Raw genomic sequence first — 19,097 nt, 5'->3', positions numbered from 1 at the left:
GGCGGCTTGCTGCGGTTCCCTCAATCCGCGTCGAGGTCCTCCTCGAAGCGCAGGTGCTTGACGCTGCGCCCGTGCCGGCGCACCAGCTTCAGCGCCTCGATGCCGATCTTGATGTGCGCCTCGACGAAATTCTCGGTGACCGCGCGGTCGCTGGCCTCGGTCTTGACGCCTTCCGGGATCATCGGCTGGTCGGACACCAGCAGCAGCGCGCCGGACGGGATGCCGTTGGCGAAGCCGGCGGCGAAGATCGTCGCCGTCTCCATGTCGATCGCCATGCAGCGCGTCCTGCGCAGGTAGGCCTTGAACGCGTCGTCGTGCTCCCAGACGCGGCGGTTGGTGGTGTACACCGTGCCGGTCCAGTAGTCGTGGCCGAGGTCGCGGATCATGGTGGAGACCGCGCGCTGCAACTGGAACGCCGGCAGCGCCGGCACCTCCGGCAGCAGGTAGTCGTTGCTGGTGCCCTCGCCGCGGATCGCGGCGATCGGCAGGATCAGGTCGCCCAGCTTGTTCTTCTTCTTCAGGCCGCCGCATTTGCCGAGGAACAGGCAGGCGCGCGGGCACACCGCGCTCAGCAGGTCCATCACGGTGGCGGCGTTGGGGCTGCCCATGCCGTAGTGGATCATGGTGATGCCGTCGGCGGTGGCGTTCGGCATCGGCCGGTCGCGGCCGCGCACCTCGACGCCGTGCCAGGCGGCGAACAGTTCGACGTAATTGCCGAAGTTGGTCAGCAGCACGTGCTGGCCGAAGGCTTCCGCGGGGGTGCCGGTATAGCGCGGCAGCCAGTTGCTGACGATCTCGTGCTTGTCTTTCATGGACGGGACGCGAAGCGTGCGTCCGCGCGCCGGCGGACGCGTGACCGGCGACGCCACGCCGGCGGGATCCATGCACTGCAGGCGGCGCCAGTGTAGCGGGAACGGCCGCCGCGCGTGCGGCGTCCATCGCGGCCATGCACAATGTCCGCGGACCCCGCGCCAAGGAGAGGAACCATGCTGCTCGCCGCCGGTATCGTCCTCGCGCTCGTCGCCCTGCTCGCGCTCGGTTTCCTCGGCCGCGGCTACGCCGCCTGGGTGGTCGCCGTCGGCGTGCTGCTGCTGAGCTGGCTCTGGCGCGGCGTCGCCCATCCGCTGCTGTTCCACGCCGTCGCCGCCGTCTATCTGGCGCTGGCGCTGGTCGCCGGCTTCGCGCCGTTGCGCCGCCTGCTGGTGTCCGGCGCGCTGATGCGGCTGATGGCGCGCGTGCTGCCGCGGCTCGGCGACACCGAGCGCATCGCCCTCGAGGCCGGCACGGTGTGGTGGGACGGCGCGCTGTTCTCCGGCGCGCCGGACTGGCGCAAGCTGCTCGACTTCCCCTGCAAGCCGCCCGACGAACGCGAGCAGGCGTTCCTCGACGGCCCGGTCGCCGAGCTGTGCCGCCGCCTCGACGACTGGCAGATCGAGCAGGACCGCGACCTGCCGCCGGAGGTGTGGGACTTCCTCAAGCGCGAGCGCTTCTTCGGCATGATCATCCCGCAGCGCTACGGCGGGCTGGAGTTCTCCGAGATCGCGCACTCGCGCGTGGTCACGCGCATCGCCAGCCGTTCGATCGCCGCGGCGGTGACGGTGATGGTGCCGAACTCGCTGGGTCCGGCCGAGCTGCTGCTGCACTACGGCACCGAGCAGCAGAAGGACCGTTACCTGCCGCGCCTGGCCCGCGGCGAGGAGATCCCCTGCTTCGCGCTGACTGGCCCCGAAGCCGGCTCCGACGCCGCCGCCACGCAGTCGGAAGGCGTCGTCGAGCGCGGCGTGTGGGAAGGCCGGCAGGTGCTCGGCCTGCGCCTCAACTGGCACAAGCGCTACATCACGCTGGCGCCGGTGGCGACGCTGATCGGCCTCGCCTTCCGCATGAAGGACCCGCACGGCCTGCTCGGCGACAAGGAGGACCTCGGCATCACCTGCGCGCTGATTCCGCGCAACCTGCCGGGCATCGAGATCGGCCAGCGCCACGATCCGATGGGCGTGCCGTTCCAGAACGGCCCGATCGTCGGCCGCGACGTGTTCGTGCCGCTGGACGCGATCATCGGCGGCAAGGACGGCATCGGCCGCGGCTGGCGCATGCTGATGGAGTGCCTCGCCGCCGGCCGTTCGATCTCGCTGCCGGCGCTGGCGGTGGGCGCGGCGCAGATGTCGACGCGCATCTGCGGCGCCTACGCCACCGTGCGCGAGCAGTTCGACACGCCGATCGGCCGCTTCGAGGGCATCGAGGAGCCGCTGGCGCGCATCGCCGGCCTGACCTACCTGATGAGCGCCGCGCGCACGCTGACCTGCGGCGCGCTGGACGCCGGCGAAAAGCCGGCGGTGCTGGGCTCGATCGTCAAGGCCTATCTCACCGAAAGCATGCGCCAGGTGGTGGCGGACGCGATGGACATCCGCGCCGGCGCGGCGATCCAGCGCGGCCCGCGCAACAGCCTTTCGCGCATGTGGATGGCCGTGCCGATCGGCATCACCGTCGAGGGCGCCAACATCCTCACGCGCTCGATGATCGTCTACGGGCAGGGCGCGATCCGCTGCCATCCGTTCGTGCAGCACGAGATCGAGGCGGTGGCTGCGCGCGACCTCGGGCGCTTCGACCGCGCGATCTTCGGCCACGTCAACTTCGTGTTCACGCGCGCGCTGCGCGCCTGGCTGCTGGCGCTGACCGGCAGCCGGCTGGCGCCGCGGCCGGCGACGCCGGACCTCGGCCGCTTCTACCAGCACCTGACGCGGCTCTCCTCCGCGTTCGCCTTCGTCTCCGACCTGGCGATGGGCACGCTGGGCGGCGCGCTGAAGCGGCGCGAGAAGCTGTCCGGGCGGCTCGCCGACGCGCTCGCCTATCTGTATCTCGCCTCCGCCGCGCTGAAGCGCTACCACGACGAGCCGAAGATCGCCTCCAATTACGACCTGGCGCGCTGGGGCGTGGCGCTGTGCCTGTACCGCGTGCAGGAAGCGCTGACCGGCGTGCTGGACAACCTGCCGTCGCGGCCGGCGGCGTGGCTGGCGCGGCGCATCGTGTTCCCGCTGGGCGCGCGCTTCCGGCCGCCTTCGGACAAGCTCGGCCGGCGCGCCGCGCGCGCGATCCTGGAAGACCGCGAGGCGCGCCTGCACCTCACCGAGGACATCTTCGTGCCGCCGCCGGACGAGGTCGGCCTCGGCCAGCTCGAGGCCGCGCTGGACAAGGCGGTGCGCGCGCTGCCGATCGAGACCAAGCTGCGCGACGCCGTGCGCGTAGGCCGCCTGGAGCGCGCGCCCGGCCACATGCTCGACGATCTCGGCCTCGCCGCCGGCGTGATCACCGCCGAGGAATACGAGCTGCTGAACGAAGCCCGCGACGCGCGCGACCTGGTGGTGCAGGTCGACGCCTTCGATCCGCAGGTCTACCGGCAATTGCGCTGACCCCGCCAGGCAGGCGCCTGGCACGCCGAGGGCGGCGATATCTTTGCCGCGGATGAGCGCGGACATGCCTTCCTGTAGCCGCGTCGATCCGTGTCCACCCAATTGCCCTCGCCATCGTAGCGGACGCGCAGTGCGATGCGCGCAGAGATTCTTTGACACGGATTCGCGCGGACAAGACCTCAGGGATCCGCGTCCAACAATCCTTGCGCAGACGTCACGCGCTCAGCCGTGCCGCGCCAGCGTGGCGGCGTCGATCACCTCGCCGGGCAGGTACTGCACGACGCGGTTGCGGCCCTGCGCCTTGGCGCGGTAGAGCGCGATGTCGGCGTGCTCGATCAGCGCCTCCGGCGTCGGCGTGGCGTCGTCGAGCAGGGCGATGCCGATGCTCACGGTGAGATGCAGCTCCTCGCCGTCGGCGGCGACGCGCAGCTCCGTCGCGCGCAGGCGGATGCGTTCGGCGACGATGCGCGCGGTCAGCGCCGCCGCGTCCGGCAGCACCACCAGGAATTCCTCGCCGCCGTAGCGGCCCAGCCAGTCGAGCTCGCGCAGTTCCGCCTGGATCGCGCCGGCCACGGCGATCAGGCAGTCGTCGCCGGCGGCGTGGCCATGGGTGTCGTTGATGCGCTTGAAGTGGTCGAGGTCGAGGAACAGCAGGCCGAGCGGCCGCCGCGACTGGCGCGCGTCGGCGTAGGCGACGCGCAGGCGCGTCAGCACGGCGCGGCGGTTCAGCACGCCGGTCAGCGGGTCGTACTCGGCCAGGCGGTGCGCCTGGTCGCGCTCGCGCCGCGCCTGCAGCGTGCGGTCGGCGAGGCCGACGGTGATCACCACCGCCGCATAGGCCATGCTGAACGGGAAACCGTAGGCCAACCAGGCGGGCAGCGGCAGGCCGACGATCAGTTGCAGCACGCGCAGCACGGTCAGCGCCAGCAGCGGCAGCCAGGAGATCAGGAAGAAGCCGGCCTGGCGGCTGCCGCGCCGCCAGGCGCGCCACGCCGCCAGCAGCGCCAGCGGCGTGGTGATCGCCAGCAGGCCGTTGGCCGTGTTGGGCAGCCACGCGTCCGGATGCAGCGGCGGCAGCCACAGCGCCAGCGCCAGCGCGGCGTAGGGCCAGCGCGCCCAGCCGAGCAGGCGCGCCAGCCGCGGCACGGCGCGGCGCAGGTCGGCGAACTCGATGATGAAGTTGATCGACAGCAGCGCCGCCATCAGCGCGGCGAACTGTCCCGGGTGATAGCCCAGCGGCGCCAGCGCGCCGGCGCCGGGCAGCGCGTACAGTTCGCCGGAAGCGGCCATCTGGTAGACCACCTGGAAGCCGGCGTAGCCGAGGAAATACAGGAACACGCGGTCGCGCAGCACGATCCAGAAGCACAGGATCACCGCCAGCATCGCCGCCTGCGCGGCGGATATCGCCGTGCTGATGCGCACATGGTCGAGGTCCTCGGCCTGGTAGGTGTCGTAGTCGGCGATGCACACGCGCAGCGGCTGGCTCTGCGCCGGCGCGCCGACGCGCAGGTATATCGGTTGTTGCGCGCGCAGGTTGCGCGGCAGCTCGAATACCAGCGCCTGGCGCGAGAAGCGCGGATCGAGGCCGGCATCGTAGGGCGTCACCGCGCGCGCGACGTAACCCGGCGGCAGATACACGACCAGGCCGGTGCGCACGGCGCCGGAGACGACCAGCAGCGGCGCGCCGGCGGCGGACCAGTCGGCGCCGAGCTGCACGCGGTACCAGACCGCGCGCGCGTCGTCGCCGCGCAGCAACGGCTGCGCCAGCGGGCGGAAGGCGTCGGCGTAGGCGCCGGCGATCACCGCCGCCGCCGGCGGCGAACCGGCTTCCTTCGGCAGCGTCGCGATCGACGACGGCGGCGCAGGCGCCGCGCGCGCGGCCGCGGCCAGCAGCAGCATCAGCGCCGCCGCCGCGAATCGCCGTGTCCACGGATCGCCCATGTTCGCCCCCCGTCGACGGGATACTATGCGCCCTGGCTGCTGCGCGCACAGCATAGCCATTTCGCGCCGCCTGCGGCGATCCGTCGCCAGGCGGCCCGCGGCCCCGCCGCGCTTCCGGAGTTCAACGATGCAGGTCCGCTGGTACTTCGACTTCGTCTCGCCCTTCGCCTACCTGCAACTGGCGCGCCTCGGACCGCTGCGCGCGCGGCTGGCGATCGAGCCCGTGCCGGTGGTGCTGGGCGCCCTGCTCAAGGCCAACGCCATGCTGGGGCCGGCGGAAATCCCCGCCAAGCGCGCCTTCACCTATCGCTTCGTGCAATGGCAGGCCGAGCGCGCCGGGGTGCCGTTCGCGTTCCCGCCGGCGCACCCATTCAATCCGCTGGCGGCGCTGCGGCTGTGTCTCGCCGCGGGCGGCGGCTGGAACGCGGTGGAGACGATCTTCGCGCACCTGTGGGGCCGCGGGCAGGCGGGCGAGGATGCGGCGCAGCTCGCCGAACCCGCGCGCGCGCTCGGCATCGCGGACGCCGCCGCCGCGATCGCCGATCCGGCGGTCAAGGCCGCGCTGCGCGCCAACACCGAGGAGGCGGTCGCCGCCGGCGTGTTCGGCGTGCCGACCGTGCGCGCCGGCGACGAACTGTTCTGGGGCAACGACGCCACGCCGATGCTGGAGGACTGGCTGCAGCGGCCGCAGCGCTTCGAAGACGGGCCTTACCGCCGCCTGGCGACGCTGCCGGTCGGCGCGGAACGCGCGCGCTGAGACGCCTGCGCCGCGGCGATGTGAAAAATCGCATCGATGCGGCGCCGCAACCGGGTTTCGGCACGCGCAGTGCTAGATTCCCGGCGCAAAGCCACAAGGGGAGAGGGCGAGCATGCGCATCGGTGTCGTGGTGGATTCGACCTGCGACCTGCCGCACGCCTACTTCGAGGCGCGCGGCATCGGCATCCTGCCGATCGCCATCCAGGTCGGCGGACAGACGCTCAGCGACACGCGCGATCCGGACGAGACCGCGCGCTTCCTCCGCGAGCACCTCGCCGAACGCAGCCACGACGCGGAAACCGCGCCCTACAGCGTCGAGCAGATCCGCGAACTGTTCCTGTCGCGGCTGGTGATCGACTACGACTTCGTGTTCTGCCTGACCGTCACCTCGACGCGCAGCCCGATCTTCGACAACGCCACCCGCGCCAGCTTCGCGATCCTGAAGGACTACAAGGCGGTGCGCGCCGCGGCGGGCGTCGGCGGCCCGTTCCTGCTGCGCGTGATCGACACGCAGAACCTGTTCGCCGCGCAGGGCGTCACCGCGGTGGAGGCGGCGCGCATGATCGAGGCCGGCGACAGCCCGGCGAAGATCCGCGAACGACTGGAATCGCTGGCGCAGAACACCTACGGCTTCGCCATCCCCCGCGACCTCCACCACATGCGGGCGCGCGCGCAGAAGAAGGGCGACCGCAGCGTCGGCTGGCTGAGCGCGACGCTGGGCACCGCGCTGGACGTGAAGCCGCTGCTGCACTGCTACCGCGGCGAGACGCGCCCGCTGGCCAAGCCGCGCGGCTTCGAGCACGCCGCCGAGAAGCTGTTCGACTACGCCGCCGCGCGCGTGCGCGCGGGCCTGCTGACGCCGACGCTGTGCCTGAGCTACGGCGGCGACCTCGCCGAGCTGGAAGCGCTGCCGGGCTATGCCGGGCTGATGCACACCTGCGCCGAGTGCGGCGTGGAGACGTTCGTCAGTCCGATGAGCATCACCGGCATGGTCAACATCGGCGCCGGCGCGCTGTCGCTCGGCTTCGCCGCGCCGGAGCACACGCCGGCGTTCTGAGCGCCGGCGCGCGGCCTCAGCCGCGCAGCACGTCGGCGAGCGCGGCCAGCGCGGTGTCGATGTCCTGCGCGCCGACGTCGAGATGGGTCACCGCGCGCAGCAGGCGCGGGCCCATCGGGCACAGGCGCACGCCGCGCGCCAGCGTGGCGGCCGCCAGCGCGGCGGCGTCGAAGCGCGGATCGGCGACTTCGAAGTAGACCAGGTTGGTCTCCACCGTCGCCGGGTCGATGACGACGCCGGGCAGCGCCGCCAGCCCTTCCGCCAGCCGGCGCGCGTGGGCGTGGTCCTCGGCCAGGCGCTCGACGTGATGATCGAGCGCGTACAGGCAGGCCGCGGCGATGATGCCGCTCTGGCGCATCGCGCCGCCGATGCGGTACTGCCAGCGCCGCGCCTCGGCGACGAACGCGCGCGTGCCGACCAGCACCGCGCCGCCGGGCGCGCCGAGGCCCTTGCTGAAGTCCACCCACACGCTGTCGAAGTCGCGGGCGTACTCCGCCGCGGACACGCCGCAGGCGACGACCGCGTTGAACAGCCGCGCGCCGTCCATGTGCGCGGCGAGGCCGGCCGCGCGCGCGGTGGCGGCGACCGCGCGCAGCGTCGCCAGCGGCCACACCGCGCCGCCGCCGAGGTTGGAGGTCTGCTCGACCTCGAGCAGGCGCTGGCGCGGCGCCTGCGGGTTGTCCGCGCGCAGCTTCGCCTGCAACTGCGCGGCGTCGAAGATGCCGCGGCGGCCGGCGATCGTGTTCAGCATCACCCCGGCCAGCGCGGCCGGACCGCCGCCCTCGAAGCCGACGATGTGCGCGGTGGCGTCGCACAGCACCTCGTCGCCGGGCCGGCAGTGCACGGCCAGCGCGATCTCGTTGCACATCGTGCCGGACGGCAGGTACAGCGCCGCCTCCTTGCCGAGCAGCGCGGCGCAGCGCTCGACGAGCGCGTTGACGGTGGGGTCCTCGCCGGCGCGCTCGTCGCCGACCTCGGCGGCGGCCATCGCCGCGCGCATCGCCGCGGTCGGGCGGGTCTTGGTGTCGCTGAACAGATCGACGATGCGTGCGGACATGGCGCGTTCCCGGCGGCGAGACGCGCAAGCATGTGCACGGCCGCGCGCGGCACGCAAGGCCCGGACGTACAATGCCGGCGCCGCGGAGGTTGCCATGCGCCTTGCCCTGCACCGCTGCTTCGCCCTGCTGCTGCTCGCCGCGATCGGCAGCGCCGCGCACGCGCAGCAGGCCTATCGCTGCACCGACGCGCAGGGACGCGTCGCCTACCAGGATCGGCCGTGCGCGTCCGGTCAGCGGCAGCAGGCGCTGCGGCTGGAAGACGATGCCGGCGCGCCGGCGGCGACGACGCCCGCGCCGTCGGCCGAAGACGCCCCGAGCGCGCCGCCGGCGCCGGCGCGCGCGCAGCCGGCGCCGCTGCCGTCGCTGTACGTCTGCGCGCAGGCCAGCGATCCGCAGAAGACCTACCTCAGCGACACGCCGCAACCGGCGCCCTACCTCGCGCCGCTCGGCGTGCTCGGCTATCCGGGACGCGGGCTCGGCGCGATGGTGCAGCCCTCCGCGCCGGAAGCGAACCGCCATCCGCCGGTCGTGCGCTCGCCCCTCGCCGGCGGCTACACCTGGGTGCAGGACGCCTGCCGGCCGGCCACGCACGAGGAAATCTGCCGCGAAGTGCAGCGCCGCTACGACGACAACCATCGCAAGCTGCGCAGCGCCTTTCCCAGCGACAGGCCGCCGCTGGAGCGGCGCGAGGCGGAGCTGCGCGCGCAGCTCGACGGCTGCTGAGGCGGCCGGTCAAACTTTCGCCAAACTGCTGCAAGCGCAACGGCGACAAGGCTTGCGCGCGATCATGCACAGCGTTTTCCCAAGGGTTGTCCACAGGCGCTGTGGACAACCTCGCGTGCCGCCGCCTCTTGACTTCCGACGCGGAATTTTTCGCTCGCCGCGTCAGCCCTGCAGCACCAGCGGCGGCGCCGGCGCGTGGCGGCGTTCGTGCTCGAGCAGGAAGCGCTTCACCGGCAGGCCGCCGCCGTAGCCGGTCAGGCTGCCGTCGCTGCCGATCACGCGGTGGCAGGGCACGACGATCGCGATCGGGTTGGCGCCGTTCGCCGCGCCGACCGCGCGCACCGCGGCGGGGCGGCCGATGCGGCGCGCGATCTCGGCGTAGCCGACGATCGCGCCGTACGGCACCTCGCACAGCGCCGTCCACACCTGTCGCTGGAACGCGGTGCCGCGCGGCGCCAGCGGCAGCTCGAACACGGTCAGCGTGCCGGCGAAATAGGCCTCGAGCTGGCGCCGCGCCTCGGCCAAGCGCGGCGGCGCGCACCGCCACTCCGGCCGCGGCGCGGTCGGACGCCGCTCGTGCGGCAGGTCGACGTGGGTCAGCGCGCCGCGCTCGTCGGCGGCGAGCAGCAGCGGGCCGATCGGCGTCTCGCAATAGTCGAAGTACATCGCGCTCATCCCGCGCCGCGCCACAGCAGCATGGTCGCGTAGGCGCGCCACGGCCGCCAGTCCTCCGCCAGCGCCTGCAGCGCGCGCGTGGCGAGCGGCGCGCCGCCGCCGGCGACCTTGCGCAGCACCAGGTCGGCGGCGGGAAACGCGTCGGGATGGCCGAGCGCGCGCAGCGCGACGTAGTGCGCGGTCCAGGCGCCGATGCCGGGCAGCGCGCTCCACGCCTCGACGAACGCCGGCAGGCCCTGCTCGGCGCGGAAGTCCACTTCGCCGCTGGCGACCGCGCGCGCCAGCCGGCGGATCGTTTCGGCGCGCGCGCGCGTCACGCCGATCGCGGTCGGGTCGGCGTCGGCGAGCACGGCCGGCGACGGGAACAGCGCGTGCAGACCTTGCGCGGCGTCCGCGTCGAGCCGCGTGCCGTAGCGTTCGACCAGCCGCGACGCCAGCGTGCGCGCCGCCGCCACGCTGACCTGCTGGCCGAGCACGGCGCGCACCGCGACCTCGAAACCGTCCCAGCAGCCGGGCACGCGCACGCCCGCATGCCGGCGCAGCAGCGGGCGCAGCGTGGCACTGCGGCCGAGGTGGGCGGCGATCGCGCCGGCGTCGGCGTCGAGATCGAACATGCGGCGCACGCGCGTCGCCACGGCGAGCAGCGCGGCCGGCTGCGGATGGCGCACGCGCAGCAGCAGCGCCGGCGCGTCCGCCAGCGCGCTCACCTCGAACCAGCCGGGCACGCCGCCGTGCATGAACACGCGGCGGTAGGCCGTTTCGTCGACGGCCTCCACGCCGGGGATCGCGCGGCGCGCGAAGAACGCCTGCAGGCCGGCGAAATCGTACGGCGGCCGATACGGCAGGCGCAGGCGCAATTCGCCCGCATCCGCCGGCAGCGCGCGGCCGCGGCGCAACTCGCGCGGCGCGATGCCGTAGGCGTCGCGGAACGCGGCGTTGAACCGGCGCAGGCTGGCGTAGCCGGCGGCGTGCGCGACCGCGCCGACCGGCAGGCGCGTCTCGTGCAGCAGCTTCTTCGCGGCGAGCAGGCGCCGCGTCGCCGCGACCGCGAGCGGCCCCGCGCCGAGCTGTTCGGCGAACAGCCGGCGCAGATGGCGTTCGCCGACGCCGACGCGCGCAGCCAGCGCCGCGACCGGGGCTTCGTCCAGCAGACCGTCCTCGATCAGGCGCAGCGCGCTCGCCACCAGCGCGTCGCCGCCGCGCCAGGCGGACGCGCCGGGCGCCAGTTCCGGGCGGCAGCGCAGGCAGGGGCGGAAACCGGCCGCCGCCGCGGCCGCCGCGCTCGGGTAATAGACGACGTGGCGCGGTTTCGGCGACGGCGCCGGGCACACCGGCCGGCAGAAGATGCGCGTCGAGGTGACGGCGACGAAGAACAGGCCGTCGAAACGCGGATCGCGCGTCAGCCGCGCCTGCTCGCAGAGCTTCGCGTCGAGATGGGGCGGCAGGAAACGCGCGTCGGCCATGCGCGCAGCCTAGCAGCGCGACGGCGGCCGGACTCGCCGCTTTCGGCCATGGATGCGCGGCGCTCAGAAACCGTAGCGCAGGAAGCCGCCGTCGACGGCGATGATCTCGCCGGTGACGTAGGAGGACGCCGGCAGGCACAGGAAGGCGACGGCCGCGGCGACCTCGTGCGGTTCGCCGATGCGCCGCATCGGCGTGCGCTCCAGCACTTCCTCGAGGTAGTCGGGATCGGCGAGCGTCGGCTCGGTGCGCTGCGTGCGGATGTACCACGGCGCGACCGCGTTGACGCGGATGCCGTCCTCCGCCCATTCGCAGGCCAGGTTGCGCGTCAATTGATGCAGCGCGGCCTTGGTCATGCCGTACGGCGAGCCGGTGCGCACGTGCGTCGCGCCGGACACCGAACCGACGTTGACGATCGCCGCGTTCGCGTGCTGCACCAGGTGCGGATGCGCGAGCCGGCACATCTCGAACGCGGAGATCAGGTTCGTCTCGATCAGCGCGCGGTATTCCGCCTCGGCGTAGTCCAGCGTCGGCTTGCGCACGTTGCCGCCGACGTTGTTGACCAGCAGCGACAGCGACACGCCGAGGTCGGCGATCCAGTCGAACACGTCGAGGCGGTCTTCCTGCTGCGAGAGATCCGCGGCGAACGCGCGCGGCTCGCGCTGCGGGAATTCCTCGGCCAGCTCCTCGCACGCCGCTTCGAGGTGAGCTTCGTCGCGCGCGACCATCAGCACGTCCGCGCCGAGCGCGGTCAGCTCGCGCGCGCAGGCCAGGCCGATGCCCTTGCTCGCGCCGGTGACCAGCGCGACCTGCCCGTCCAGGCGCCAGCGATCCATCTGTGCGTGCATGCGTCACCTCCGCGGCGGCGAATTGCGGCGGAGCTTACACGATGCGCGCGCCGCGCTGGCGCAGGCCGCGCCGGCGCGCGACACTCGCGTGCAGGAGGTGACCCATGGCCCGCACCGTCGCCCTGGCCGTATGCGCATTGGCCGCGCTCGCGCTGGCCGCCTGCGACCGCCCGCCGAAGCCGGTCGCGCAGGACGCGCCGAAACCGGCGCGCGTCGCCACGCCGTTCGACGACGCGCTGAAGGCGCGCGACCGCGCCAAACAGGTGCAGCAGCAGCTCGAGCAGCAGAAAGCGCAGACGGACGCCGCCATCGACCAGCAGTCGCAGTAGGGCGGAAGCGCCGCTGCGCTTCCGCCGCGTACCGCCGCGCCCACGCATGCCACGGCGGGAGACCCGGCGCTCGCCGCGACCGCGGGAACAACCGCGCCGTTTCCGCCCTACGGCGTGCAGAAGCAGTACGCGTACACCTGCGGCATGCCGGCGCGCGCATGGCGGAACAGCGCCAGCTCCGGTGCCAGCCGCGGCGCCGCGACCAGCCAGTGCGGCAGCGCGACGCCGCTCGCGCGCACCCACGACGCCAGCGTGCTCTGGCTGAAGTCGAGCAGGAAGCGGTCGAGCGCGCCGAGCGGCCGTTCGACGTAGCTGACCGCGTAATCGCGGCCGAGCTTGGCGCGCTCGGCGGCCAGCCTTACCGCGTCGTCGAGGCCGCCCAGCTGGTCGACCAGGCCGCGCTGCAGCGCCTGCTTGCCGGTCCATACGCGGCCGCGCGCCACCGCGTCGATCGCCTCGACGGTGGTGCCGCGCGCCGCCGCCACCTTGCCGGTGAAGTCGCGGTAGCCCTTGTCGATCACGCTCTGGATCACCTGGCCGACCGCCGGATCCAGCGGCCGGCGCACGTCGAACGCGCCCGCCCACGGCGAGGTGCCGACGCCGTCGGTGTGCACGCCGATCTTGGCCAGCGTGTCCGGCACGTTGAAGAACAGGCCGAAGATGCCGATCGAGCCGGTGATCGTGTTCGGCTCGGCGAGGATGCGGTCGGCGTTCATCGCGATCCAGTAGCCGCCGCTGGCGGCGACGTCGCCCATCGAGACGATCACCGGCTTGCCGGCGGCGCGCGTCAGCGCGACCTCGCGGCGGATCTGCTCGGCGGCGTAGACCTCGCCGCCCGGCGAGTCGACGCGCAGCACCACCGCCTTGACGTTGCGGTCCTCGCGCGCCTGGCGCAGCAGCGCGGCGGTGGAATCGCCGCCGACCATGCCCGGCGGCTGCTTGCCGCCGACGATCTCGCCTTCCGCCACCACCACCGCCACGCGCGGCTTGCCGATCTCCAGCGCCTGCGCGCGCAGCGAGGCGAGATAGTCGTCGAAGGCGACGTGGCGGAAGCCGTGGCCGTCGCGGTCCGGCGCGCCCTCGCGGCGCAGCATCGCCGAAAGCTCCGCATGCGTGGCCAGGCCATCGACCAACTTCAGCCTCAATGCCAGCGCCGCGAGATCGCCCTGCGCCGCGGCGATCTCCTGCGGCAGTTGCGCGACCGTCGCGCGCAGCGCGGCCGGATCGAGCCTGCGCCGCTGCGCGACCTCGTCGAGATAGGTGTCCCACAGGCCGCCCAGCCAGTAGCTGTCCGCCTCCTTCGCCTCCGGCGAGGCCTGGTTGAGGATGAACGGCTCGGCGGCCGACTTGAACTCGCCGACGCGGAACAGGTGCACGTCGACGCCGAGCCGGTCGAGCAGCTCGCGGTAGTAGTTGCGGTAGCTGGCCAGGCCCTGCAGCAGCACGCCGCCTTCCGGATCCAGCAGCACGCGGTCGGCGTGCGCGGCGAGGTAGTACTGGCTCTGCGTGTAGCCGCCGGCCCAGGCGATCACCTGCTTGCCGCCGGCGCGGAAGCGGTCGAGCGCCGCGCCGACCTCGCGCAGCGCGGCGAAGCCGCCGGCGGCGAGTTCGTCCGGCTGCAACAGGATGCGCTTGATGCGCGGATCGCGCGCGGCGGCGTCGATCGCGCCGACCAGGTCGCGCACCTGCACCTGCTTCGGGGTGTCGCCGCCGAGGCGCGCCAGCGCGCGCTCCATGGGGTCGATGCTGTACTGCTCGACCAGCATGCCCTCCGGCTTCAGCACCAGCACGCTGTCCGGCTCGACGCGCGGCGCGCTGCGCATCACCACGGCAAGGAAGCCGAGCAGCAGCACGAAGAACACCAGGTTCAGCACCAGCCGCCGGGTGAAGTCGAGGCCGCGCCACAGCGCGCGCAGGACGCCGAGGAAACCGCTGGAGCCACGCTCCGTCATGACCGACCACTCCTGGGTAACGTTCGTTTGCCGACCGCGGCGCGCGCCGCCCGCATCGGACCGCGCGCCGCGCCGCGGGTTCAGGCGGGCGGCGGCACGGCCTTGCGCACGGCGCCGGCCGTCGCGTCGGCGGGCAGGCGACCAGCGTAGCCGCTCGCGCCGCGGGCGTCACGCGCGGCGGGCGGCGCCGGCAGCGCGTCCCAGGTGCGCGAGCGCGCCAGCCGGCGGAAGCGCGCGAACAGCATCAGCGCCGCCATGGTCAGGCCGGCGATCAGCCCGGTCCACATGCCGCGCGCGCCGTAGCCGGCGCGGAACGCCAGCCACCAGCCGACCGGCATGCCGATGCCCCAGTAGGCGATGCCGGTGATCAGCATCGGCACGCGCGTGTCCTTCAGGCCGCGCAGCGCGCCGTTGGAGGCCACCTGGATGCCGTCGGAGAACTGGAACAGCCCGGCCAGCGTCAGCAGTTGCACGGCGAGGCCGATCACCACCGGGTCGTTGGTGTACAGCCGGGCGATGCCGTGCGGCACGCCGAGCATCAGGCCGCAGGCGACCACCTGCACGGCCATCGCCAGCGCGATGCCGCAGAAGCCGGCATAGCGCATGCCGTCGCCGTCGCCGCGGCCGACCGCGTGGCCCACGCGCACGGTGATCGCCAGCGCCAGCCCCAGCGGCACCATGAACGCGACCGAGGCGACGTTCAGCGCGATCTGGTGCGCGGCCGTCACCGCCTCGCCCAGCGTGGCGATCGCCAGCGCGACGGCGACGAACAGGCCGCCTTCCATCATCAACGTCACCGCCATCGGCAGGCCGATGCCGAGCAGCTCGGCGATCACGCGCGGGCGCGGCCACTCGAAGTGCGCGAACAGGCCGAGCGCGCGATAGTTGCGGTGGCGCGCCACGTAGACGGCGAAGCCGAGCATCTCCAGCCACAGCACGGCGGCGGTGGCGATGCCGCTGCCGCGCGCGCCCAGCGCCGGCACGCCCAGCCGGCCGTACATCAGCACGTAGCCGAGCGGCACCAGCACGAGGAGGCCGCCGAAGCTGAAGTACATCGACGGCCGCGTCAGCGACAGGCCTTCGGACAGCCCGCGCAGCGCGAAGTAGGCGGCCAGCGCCGGCGCGCCCCAGCTGACGGCGTGCAGGAACGCGTCGACGTCGGCGCGCAGCGTCGGCACCACGCCGATCACTTCCAGCAGCGGCGAGGCGCTGCGCACGCCGAGCCACAGCAGCGCGCCGAGGCCGGCGGCGATCCACAGCGCCTGGCGGAACAGCGCGCCGATCTCGTGGCGGCGGCCGGCGCCGTCGAGCTGCGCCACCGACGGCGCCACCGCCATCATCGTGCCGATCGCGCTGATGATCGCCAGCGACCACACGCCGGCGCCGGTGGTCACCGCCGCCTGCGTGTGCGCGCCGAGATGGCCGGACAACACCGCGTCGACCACGTTCATGCCGACCGCGGAGAGCTGCGCGGCGATCAGCGGCAGCGCCAGGCGCACGGTCGCGCCGACCTCGCGCACGGCGCGTGCGCGGTCCACACGGATCAGGGGCATGCGGGCAGTTTCGGTTGCGGCTCTCCATTCTAGGAGACGTGCGGATCGCGGGGAATCCGCGCGGCCGCCCCTTGACGCGAGGGGGCCCGGCTCGGCTACCGTCGCCGCGCCGCCTGCACGCGACGGATCCCGCGCCGCGGGCAGCGCGGGACGGAGCGCGCGCGGCGCGACAATCACCAGGGGATGCGGAGCGACGGCAGATGCGGCGCGCGTTCGTCACCGGTGCGGGCGGTTTCCTCGGCGGCCACGTGGTGCGCGCGCTCGACGCCTCCGGCGTGTCCGTGCGCGCGCTGGCGCGTTCGCCGGTCAGCGTCGAGCGCCTGCGCGCCAGCGGCGTCGACGTGGTCGCAGGCGACCTGTGCGACACCAAGAGCCTGGCCGCGGCGCTGCGGCCGGCGCCGGACGTGATCTTCCACCTCGCCGCCGACACCACGCTGTGGCGGCGCCGCACCGCCGCGCAGCAGCGCACCAACGTGGAAGGCACGCGCACCCTGCTGCAGCTCGCGCGGCGCGCCGGCGTGAAGCGTTTCGTCTACACCTCCAGCGTCGCCGTCTACGGACAGGTGGAACGGCAGGCGATCTTCGAGGCGCTGCCGCGCGGCGCGCTGCGCGAACCGGTCGCCTATGCGCGCAGCAAGGCGCAGGCCGAGAAGCTGGTGCTGGAGGCGGCCGGCCATGGCGGCATCGAGGCGGTGGTGCTGCAACCGGCGCATGTCCTCGGCCCCGGCGACCGCCACAACTGGGCGCGGGTGGTGCTGCTGATCGACCAAGGCCGGCTGCCCGGCGTGCCGCCGGGCATCGGCTGCTTCGCCGACGTGCGCGCGGTGGCGCGCGCCCACCTCGCCGCGGCCGCCTATGGCGCCAGCGGCGAGTGCTACCTGCTCGGCGGCGTGCACGCCAGTTTCCTCGAACTGGCCACGCTGATCGCCCGCGAGCTGCGCCGCCCGCCGCCGAAGCGCACCCTGCCGCGCGGCCTGCTGATGGCCCATGCCTGCCTCGGCGAGGCGCTGGCGCTGATCAGCGGCCGCGAGCCGCCGATCAGCCGCGACGGCGTCGCCATCGCCTGCCAGCGCCTGCAGGTCGACGACCGCAAGGCGATCGCCGCCCTCGGTTACCATCACACGCCGCTGCCGGCGCTGGTGCGCGACACCGTCGCCTGGCTGCGCAGCCAGGGGCTCCTGCATCCGACATGAACACGCCGAACCCACCGCCCGCCACGCCCGCCGCGCACGGCTGCGCCAACTGCGGCACGCCGCTGAGCGGCCCATACTGCTACAGCTGCGGCCAGCCGGTGCGCGGCATGGTGCGGCCGCTGTCCGGCCTGCTCGCCGACCTGGTCGACACGGTCTTCAACATCGACTCGCGCATCCTGCGCACGATCGGACCGCTGCTGCTGCGCCCGGGTTACCTCACCCGCGAATACTTCGCCGGCCGCCGCCAGCGCTACGTCACGCCGGTACGCCTGTATTTCTTCCTCAGCATCCTCGCCTTCCTGGCGATCCAATGGACGCTGGCGGCCAGCGACATGGGCACCGTGAAGTTCGACGGCGCCGAGACCAAGCGCACCGACGCCATCGCCCAGGCGACCAGCCTGGAGGACCTCGATCGCGACGAGCAGGCGGCGCTGAAGGGCATCCGCGAAGCGCAGCGCACGGTGGGCAACGTGCCCGGCGCGACGGCGGGACTGGCCGCGGCGGAAGCGAAGGTGCGCGCCGAGGCCGAACAGCGCCGCGCCTACCTGCGCGCGGTCGCCGCGGCCAAGGCCAAGGGCGAGCCGCTGCCGCCCGAGCCGGCCGCGCCGGCTGCCGCGCCCCGGCCCCGCGACGACGAGCCGATCACCATCAGCTTCGGCGGCGGCCCCGCCTGGGATCCGGTCCGCAATCCCGTCCGCATCGGCTGGCTGCCGGATCTCGCCAACCAGCGCCTCAACGACGCGGTCGCGCACGCGCTGCGGAACGTGCAGCAGATGAAGCGCGGCGGCTGGGGCAACTGGAAGCCGGTGATGCTCGGCGTGATGAACGTGCTGCCGCAGACGCTGTTCGTGGTGATGCCGCTGTTCGCCGTGCTGCTGAAGTTCTTCTACCTCTTCAAGCGCCGGCTCTACATGGAGCACCTGATCGTGGCGCTGCACAGCCACGCCTTCATCTTCCTCGACATGCTGCTGCTGTTGCTGTTCGGCCTGCTGGGCGGCTGGGCGCAGGTGCACGCGGCCTGGCTGCGGGGACCGCTGCACGCGGCCTCGGTGGCGACCTGGATCTGGCTGTTCCTCTACCTGCTGCTGATGCAGAAGCGGGTGTACGGCCAGGGCTGGTTCATGACCGTGCTGAAGTATTGCGTGATCGGCGTCTGCTACTCGGTCCTGATCGGCTTCGGGCTGGCGGCGGCGTTCATCGTCAGCCTGGCCACGACCTGACGGCGGCCCGCCAGGCACCCCGGCGGTGGACGCGACGCCCGCCCCGCGACAGGCGGCCGCGGGGCGTTGTGCACAGCATCATCGGGCGCGGACGCGGGCGCGGCGCGTCCCTCGCGGCGATCGGCGGCGGCGCCGGGCGTACGGCCTATGTGTTTGATTCACGACAAATATTTCAGACTGGCTAAACTTTCGCCAAGCCGTGCCGCCGCGCGCAGTGGCGCGGTTTGGCACGCCCTCATCCGCCGTTCACTCACAGGTTTATCCACAGGCGCTGTGGATAAACGTGAATCATGCACGGTGACGGCCACTTACCGCGGCTTTTTCGGCGACGGGAAAAGTTGCGCCGGGAAGTCGCGCCGTGCCGTCCCGATCCGCGCCGACCGCCGGACGACGGGCCGTCCATGAGCGGAGCCTCCGTCATCCGCGTCGCCCTGCCGGTGCCGCTGCCCCGGCTGTTCGACTATCTGCCGCCCGCCGGCGGCGGCCCGGTGGCGGCGGGCAGCCGCGTGCTGGTGCCGTTCGGGCGCGGGCGGCGGGTCGGCGTGGTGGTCGAGACGGACACCGCCAGCACCCTGCCCCGCGAGCAGTTGAAGCGCGCGATCGCGGCGCTGGACACGGAACCGCTGCTGGACGCGGAGCTGCTGGGCAGCCTTCGCTGGGCCGCGGATTACTGGCTGGGCGCGCCCGGCGAGGTGTACCTGCACGCGCTGCCGCAGGCGCTGCGCGAAGCGAAGCCGCTGCCGCCGCTGGGCATCGAAACCTGGCGGCTGAGCGCGCGGGGACACGACGCGCTGGCCGCACGCAGCCGCCGTGGCGCCGGCGCGGCGCTGCTGCAGGCGCTGGCGGCCGCGCCGCTGACCGCGGCGGCGCTGGATGCGCGGCTCCCCGGCTGGCGCGCCGCCGCGCGCCGGCTGGCCGCCGCC

At 73.4% G+C, this 19,097-nt stretch carries 16 protein-coding genes; 8 read left to right on the top strand and 8 right to left on the bottom strand.

The annotated features are described in order from the left end of the window. Positions 1-20: 20 nt before the first annotated feature. Complete coding sequence (locus MBSD_RS02690) at positions 21-812, bottom strand: AMP nucleosidase (protein WP_062534882.1); 792 nt, start codon at positions 810-812, stop codon at positions 21-23. A gap of 174 nt (positions 813-986) precedes the next feature. Here MBSD_RS02690 and MBSD_RS02685 point away from each other — a divergent pair, with 174 nt between their 5' ends. Beyond that, a complete protein-coding gene (locus tag MBSD_RS02685; protein WP_082306438.1) occupies positions 987-3,407 on the top strand; it encodes an acyl-CoA dehydrogenase in 2,421 nt (806 codons plus the stop codon). Positions 3,408-3,629: 222 nt separating this feature from the next. Here MBSD_RS02685 and MBSD_RS02680 read toward each other — a convergent pair whose 3' ends face one another. After that, positions 3,630-5,348: a sensor domain-containing diguanylate cyclase gene (locus MBSD_RS02680; protein ID WP_062534814.1), complete on the bottom strand. Its 1,719-nt coding sequence runs from the start codon at positions 5,346-5,348 to the stop codon at positions 3,630-3,632. Positions 5,349-5,475: 127 nt separating this feature from the next. On the opposite strand from MBSD_RS02680, the gene MBSD_RS02675 reads away from it, so the two are divergent. Both MBSD_RS02675 and MBSD_RS02670 read left to right on the top strand, forming a co-directional pair. Further along, entirely contained in the window at positions 5,476-6,105 is a 630-nt protein-coding gene (locus MBSD_RS02675; protein WP_062534812.1) for a 2-hydroxychromene-2-carboxylate isomerase, read from the top strand. Between the two features lie 112 nt (positions 6,106-6,217). Continuing rightward, complete coding sequence (locus MBSD_RS02670; RefSeq protein ID WP_062534810.1) at positions 6,218-7,162, top strand: DegV family protein; 945 nt, start codon at positions 6,218-6,220, stop codon at positions 7,160-7,162. 16 nt (positions 7,163-7,178) lie between these two features. Here the strand turns inward: MBSD_RS02670 and MBSD_RS02665 are convergent, their stop codons facing one another. Further along, a complete protein-coding gene (locus MBSD_RS02665; RefSeq protein ID WP_062534808.1) occupies positions 7,179-8,219 on the bottom strand; it encodes a threonine aldolase family protein in 1,041 nt (346 codons plus the stop codon). Between the two features lie 94 nt (positions 8,220-8,313). Between MBSD_RS02665 and MBSD_RS02660 the strand changes: the two genes are divergently transcribed. After that, positions 8,314-8,943, top strand: a complete 630-nt coding sequence (locus MBSD_RS02660) for a DUF4124 domain-containing protein (RefSeq protein ID WP_062534807.1) — start codon at positions 8,314-8,316, stop codon at positions 8,941-8,943. Between the two features lie 162 nt (positions 8,944-9,105). On the opposite strand, the gene MBSD_RS02655 is transcribed toward MBSD_RS02660, so the two are convergent. The 3 genes from MBSD_RS02655 to MBSD_RS02645 form a co-directional block, all read right to left on the bottom strand. Then, on the bottom strand, positions 9,106-9,618 hold the full coding sequence (locus MBSD_RS02655; RefSeq protein ID WP_062534878.1) for a methylated-DNA--[protein]-cysteine S-methyltransferase: 513 nt from the start codon (positions 9,616-9,618) through the stop codon (positions 9,106-9,108). After that, positions 9,615-11,081, bottom strand: a complete 1,467-nt coding sequence (locus MBSD_RS02650) for a DNA-3-methyladenine glycosylase 2 (protein ID WP_062534805.1) — start codon at positions 11,079-11,081, stop codon at positions 9,615-9,617. The genes MBSD_RS02655 and MBSD_RS02650 overlap by 4 nt, the downstream gene beginning before the upstream one ends. Positions 11,082-11,144: 63 nt before the next feature. Continuing rightward, the gene (locus MBSD_RS02645) at positions 11,145-11,927 is read right to left on the bottom strand and encodes an SDR family oxidoreductase (protein WP_062534803.1); all 783 of its coding nucleotides are present in this window, start codon (positions 11,925-11,927) and stop codon (positions 11,145-11,147) included. Between the two features lie 104 nt (positions 11,928-12,031). Here MBSD_RS02645 and MBSD_RS02640 point away from each other — a divergent pair, with 104 nt between their 5' ends. Then, on the top strand, positions 12,032-12,256 hold the full coding sequence (locus MBSD_RS02640) for a hypothetical protein (protein WP_148667794.1): 225 nt from the start codon (positions 12,032-12,034) through the stop codon (positions 12,254-12,256). A 107-nt stretch (positions 12,257-12,363) separates the two neighbouring features. On the opposite strand, the gene sppA is transcribed toward MBSD_RS02640, so the two are convergent. Continuing rightward, a complete protein-coding gene (gene sppA, locus MBSD_RS02635) occupies positions 12,364-14,208 on the bottom strand; it encodes a signal peptide peptidase SppA (protein WP_062534799.1) in 1,845 nt (614 codons plus the stop codon). 80 nt (positions 14,209-14,288) lie between these two features. Then, positions 14,289-15,761 (bottom strand): MATE family efflux transporter, encoded by a 1,473-nt coding sequence (locus MBSD_RS02630; RefSeq protein ID WP_082306436.1) that lies wholly within the window; start codon positions 15,759-15,761, stop codon positions 14,289-14,291. Between the two features lie 200 nt (positions 15,762-15,961). Between MBSD_RS02630 and MBSD_RS02625 the strand changes: the two genes are divergently transcribed. The 3 genes from MBSD_RS02625 to MBSD_RS02615 form a co-directional block, all read left to right on the top strand. Beyond that, positions 15,962-16,954, top strand: a complete 993-nt coding sequence (locus MBSD_RS02625) for an NAD-dependent epimerase/dehydratase family protein (protein WP_062534797.1) — start codon at positions 15,962-15,964, stop codon at positions 16,952-16,954. Further along, positions 16,951-18,174, top strand: a complete 1,224-nt coding sequence (locus MBSD_RS02620) for a DUF3667 domain-containing protein (RefSeq protein WP_062534795.1) — start codon at positions 16,951-16,953, stop codon at positions 18,172-18,174. Before MBSD_RS02625 ends, MBSD_RS02620 begins: the two co-directional genes overlap by 4 nt. Before the next feature lie 401 nt (positions 18,175-18,575). After that, positions 18,576-19,097: primosomal protein N' family DNA-binding protein (locus MBSD_RS02615; RefSeq protein WP_484502472.1), on the top strand; the 522-nt coding region annotated here is incomplete at its 3' end.

It is taken from the genome of Mizugakiibacter sediminis (assembly GCF_000953855.2).
Lineage (GTDB): Bacteria > Pseudomonadota > Gammaproteobacteria > Xanthomonadales > Rhodanobacteraceae > Mizugakiibacter > Mizugakiibacter sediminis.
The sequence above is the reverse complement of the archived record's forward strand: the minus strand, read 5'-3'. Positions and strand labels throughout refer to the sequence as shown.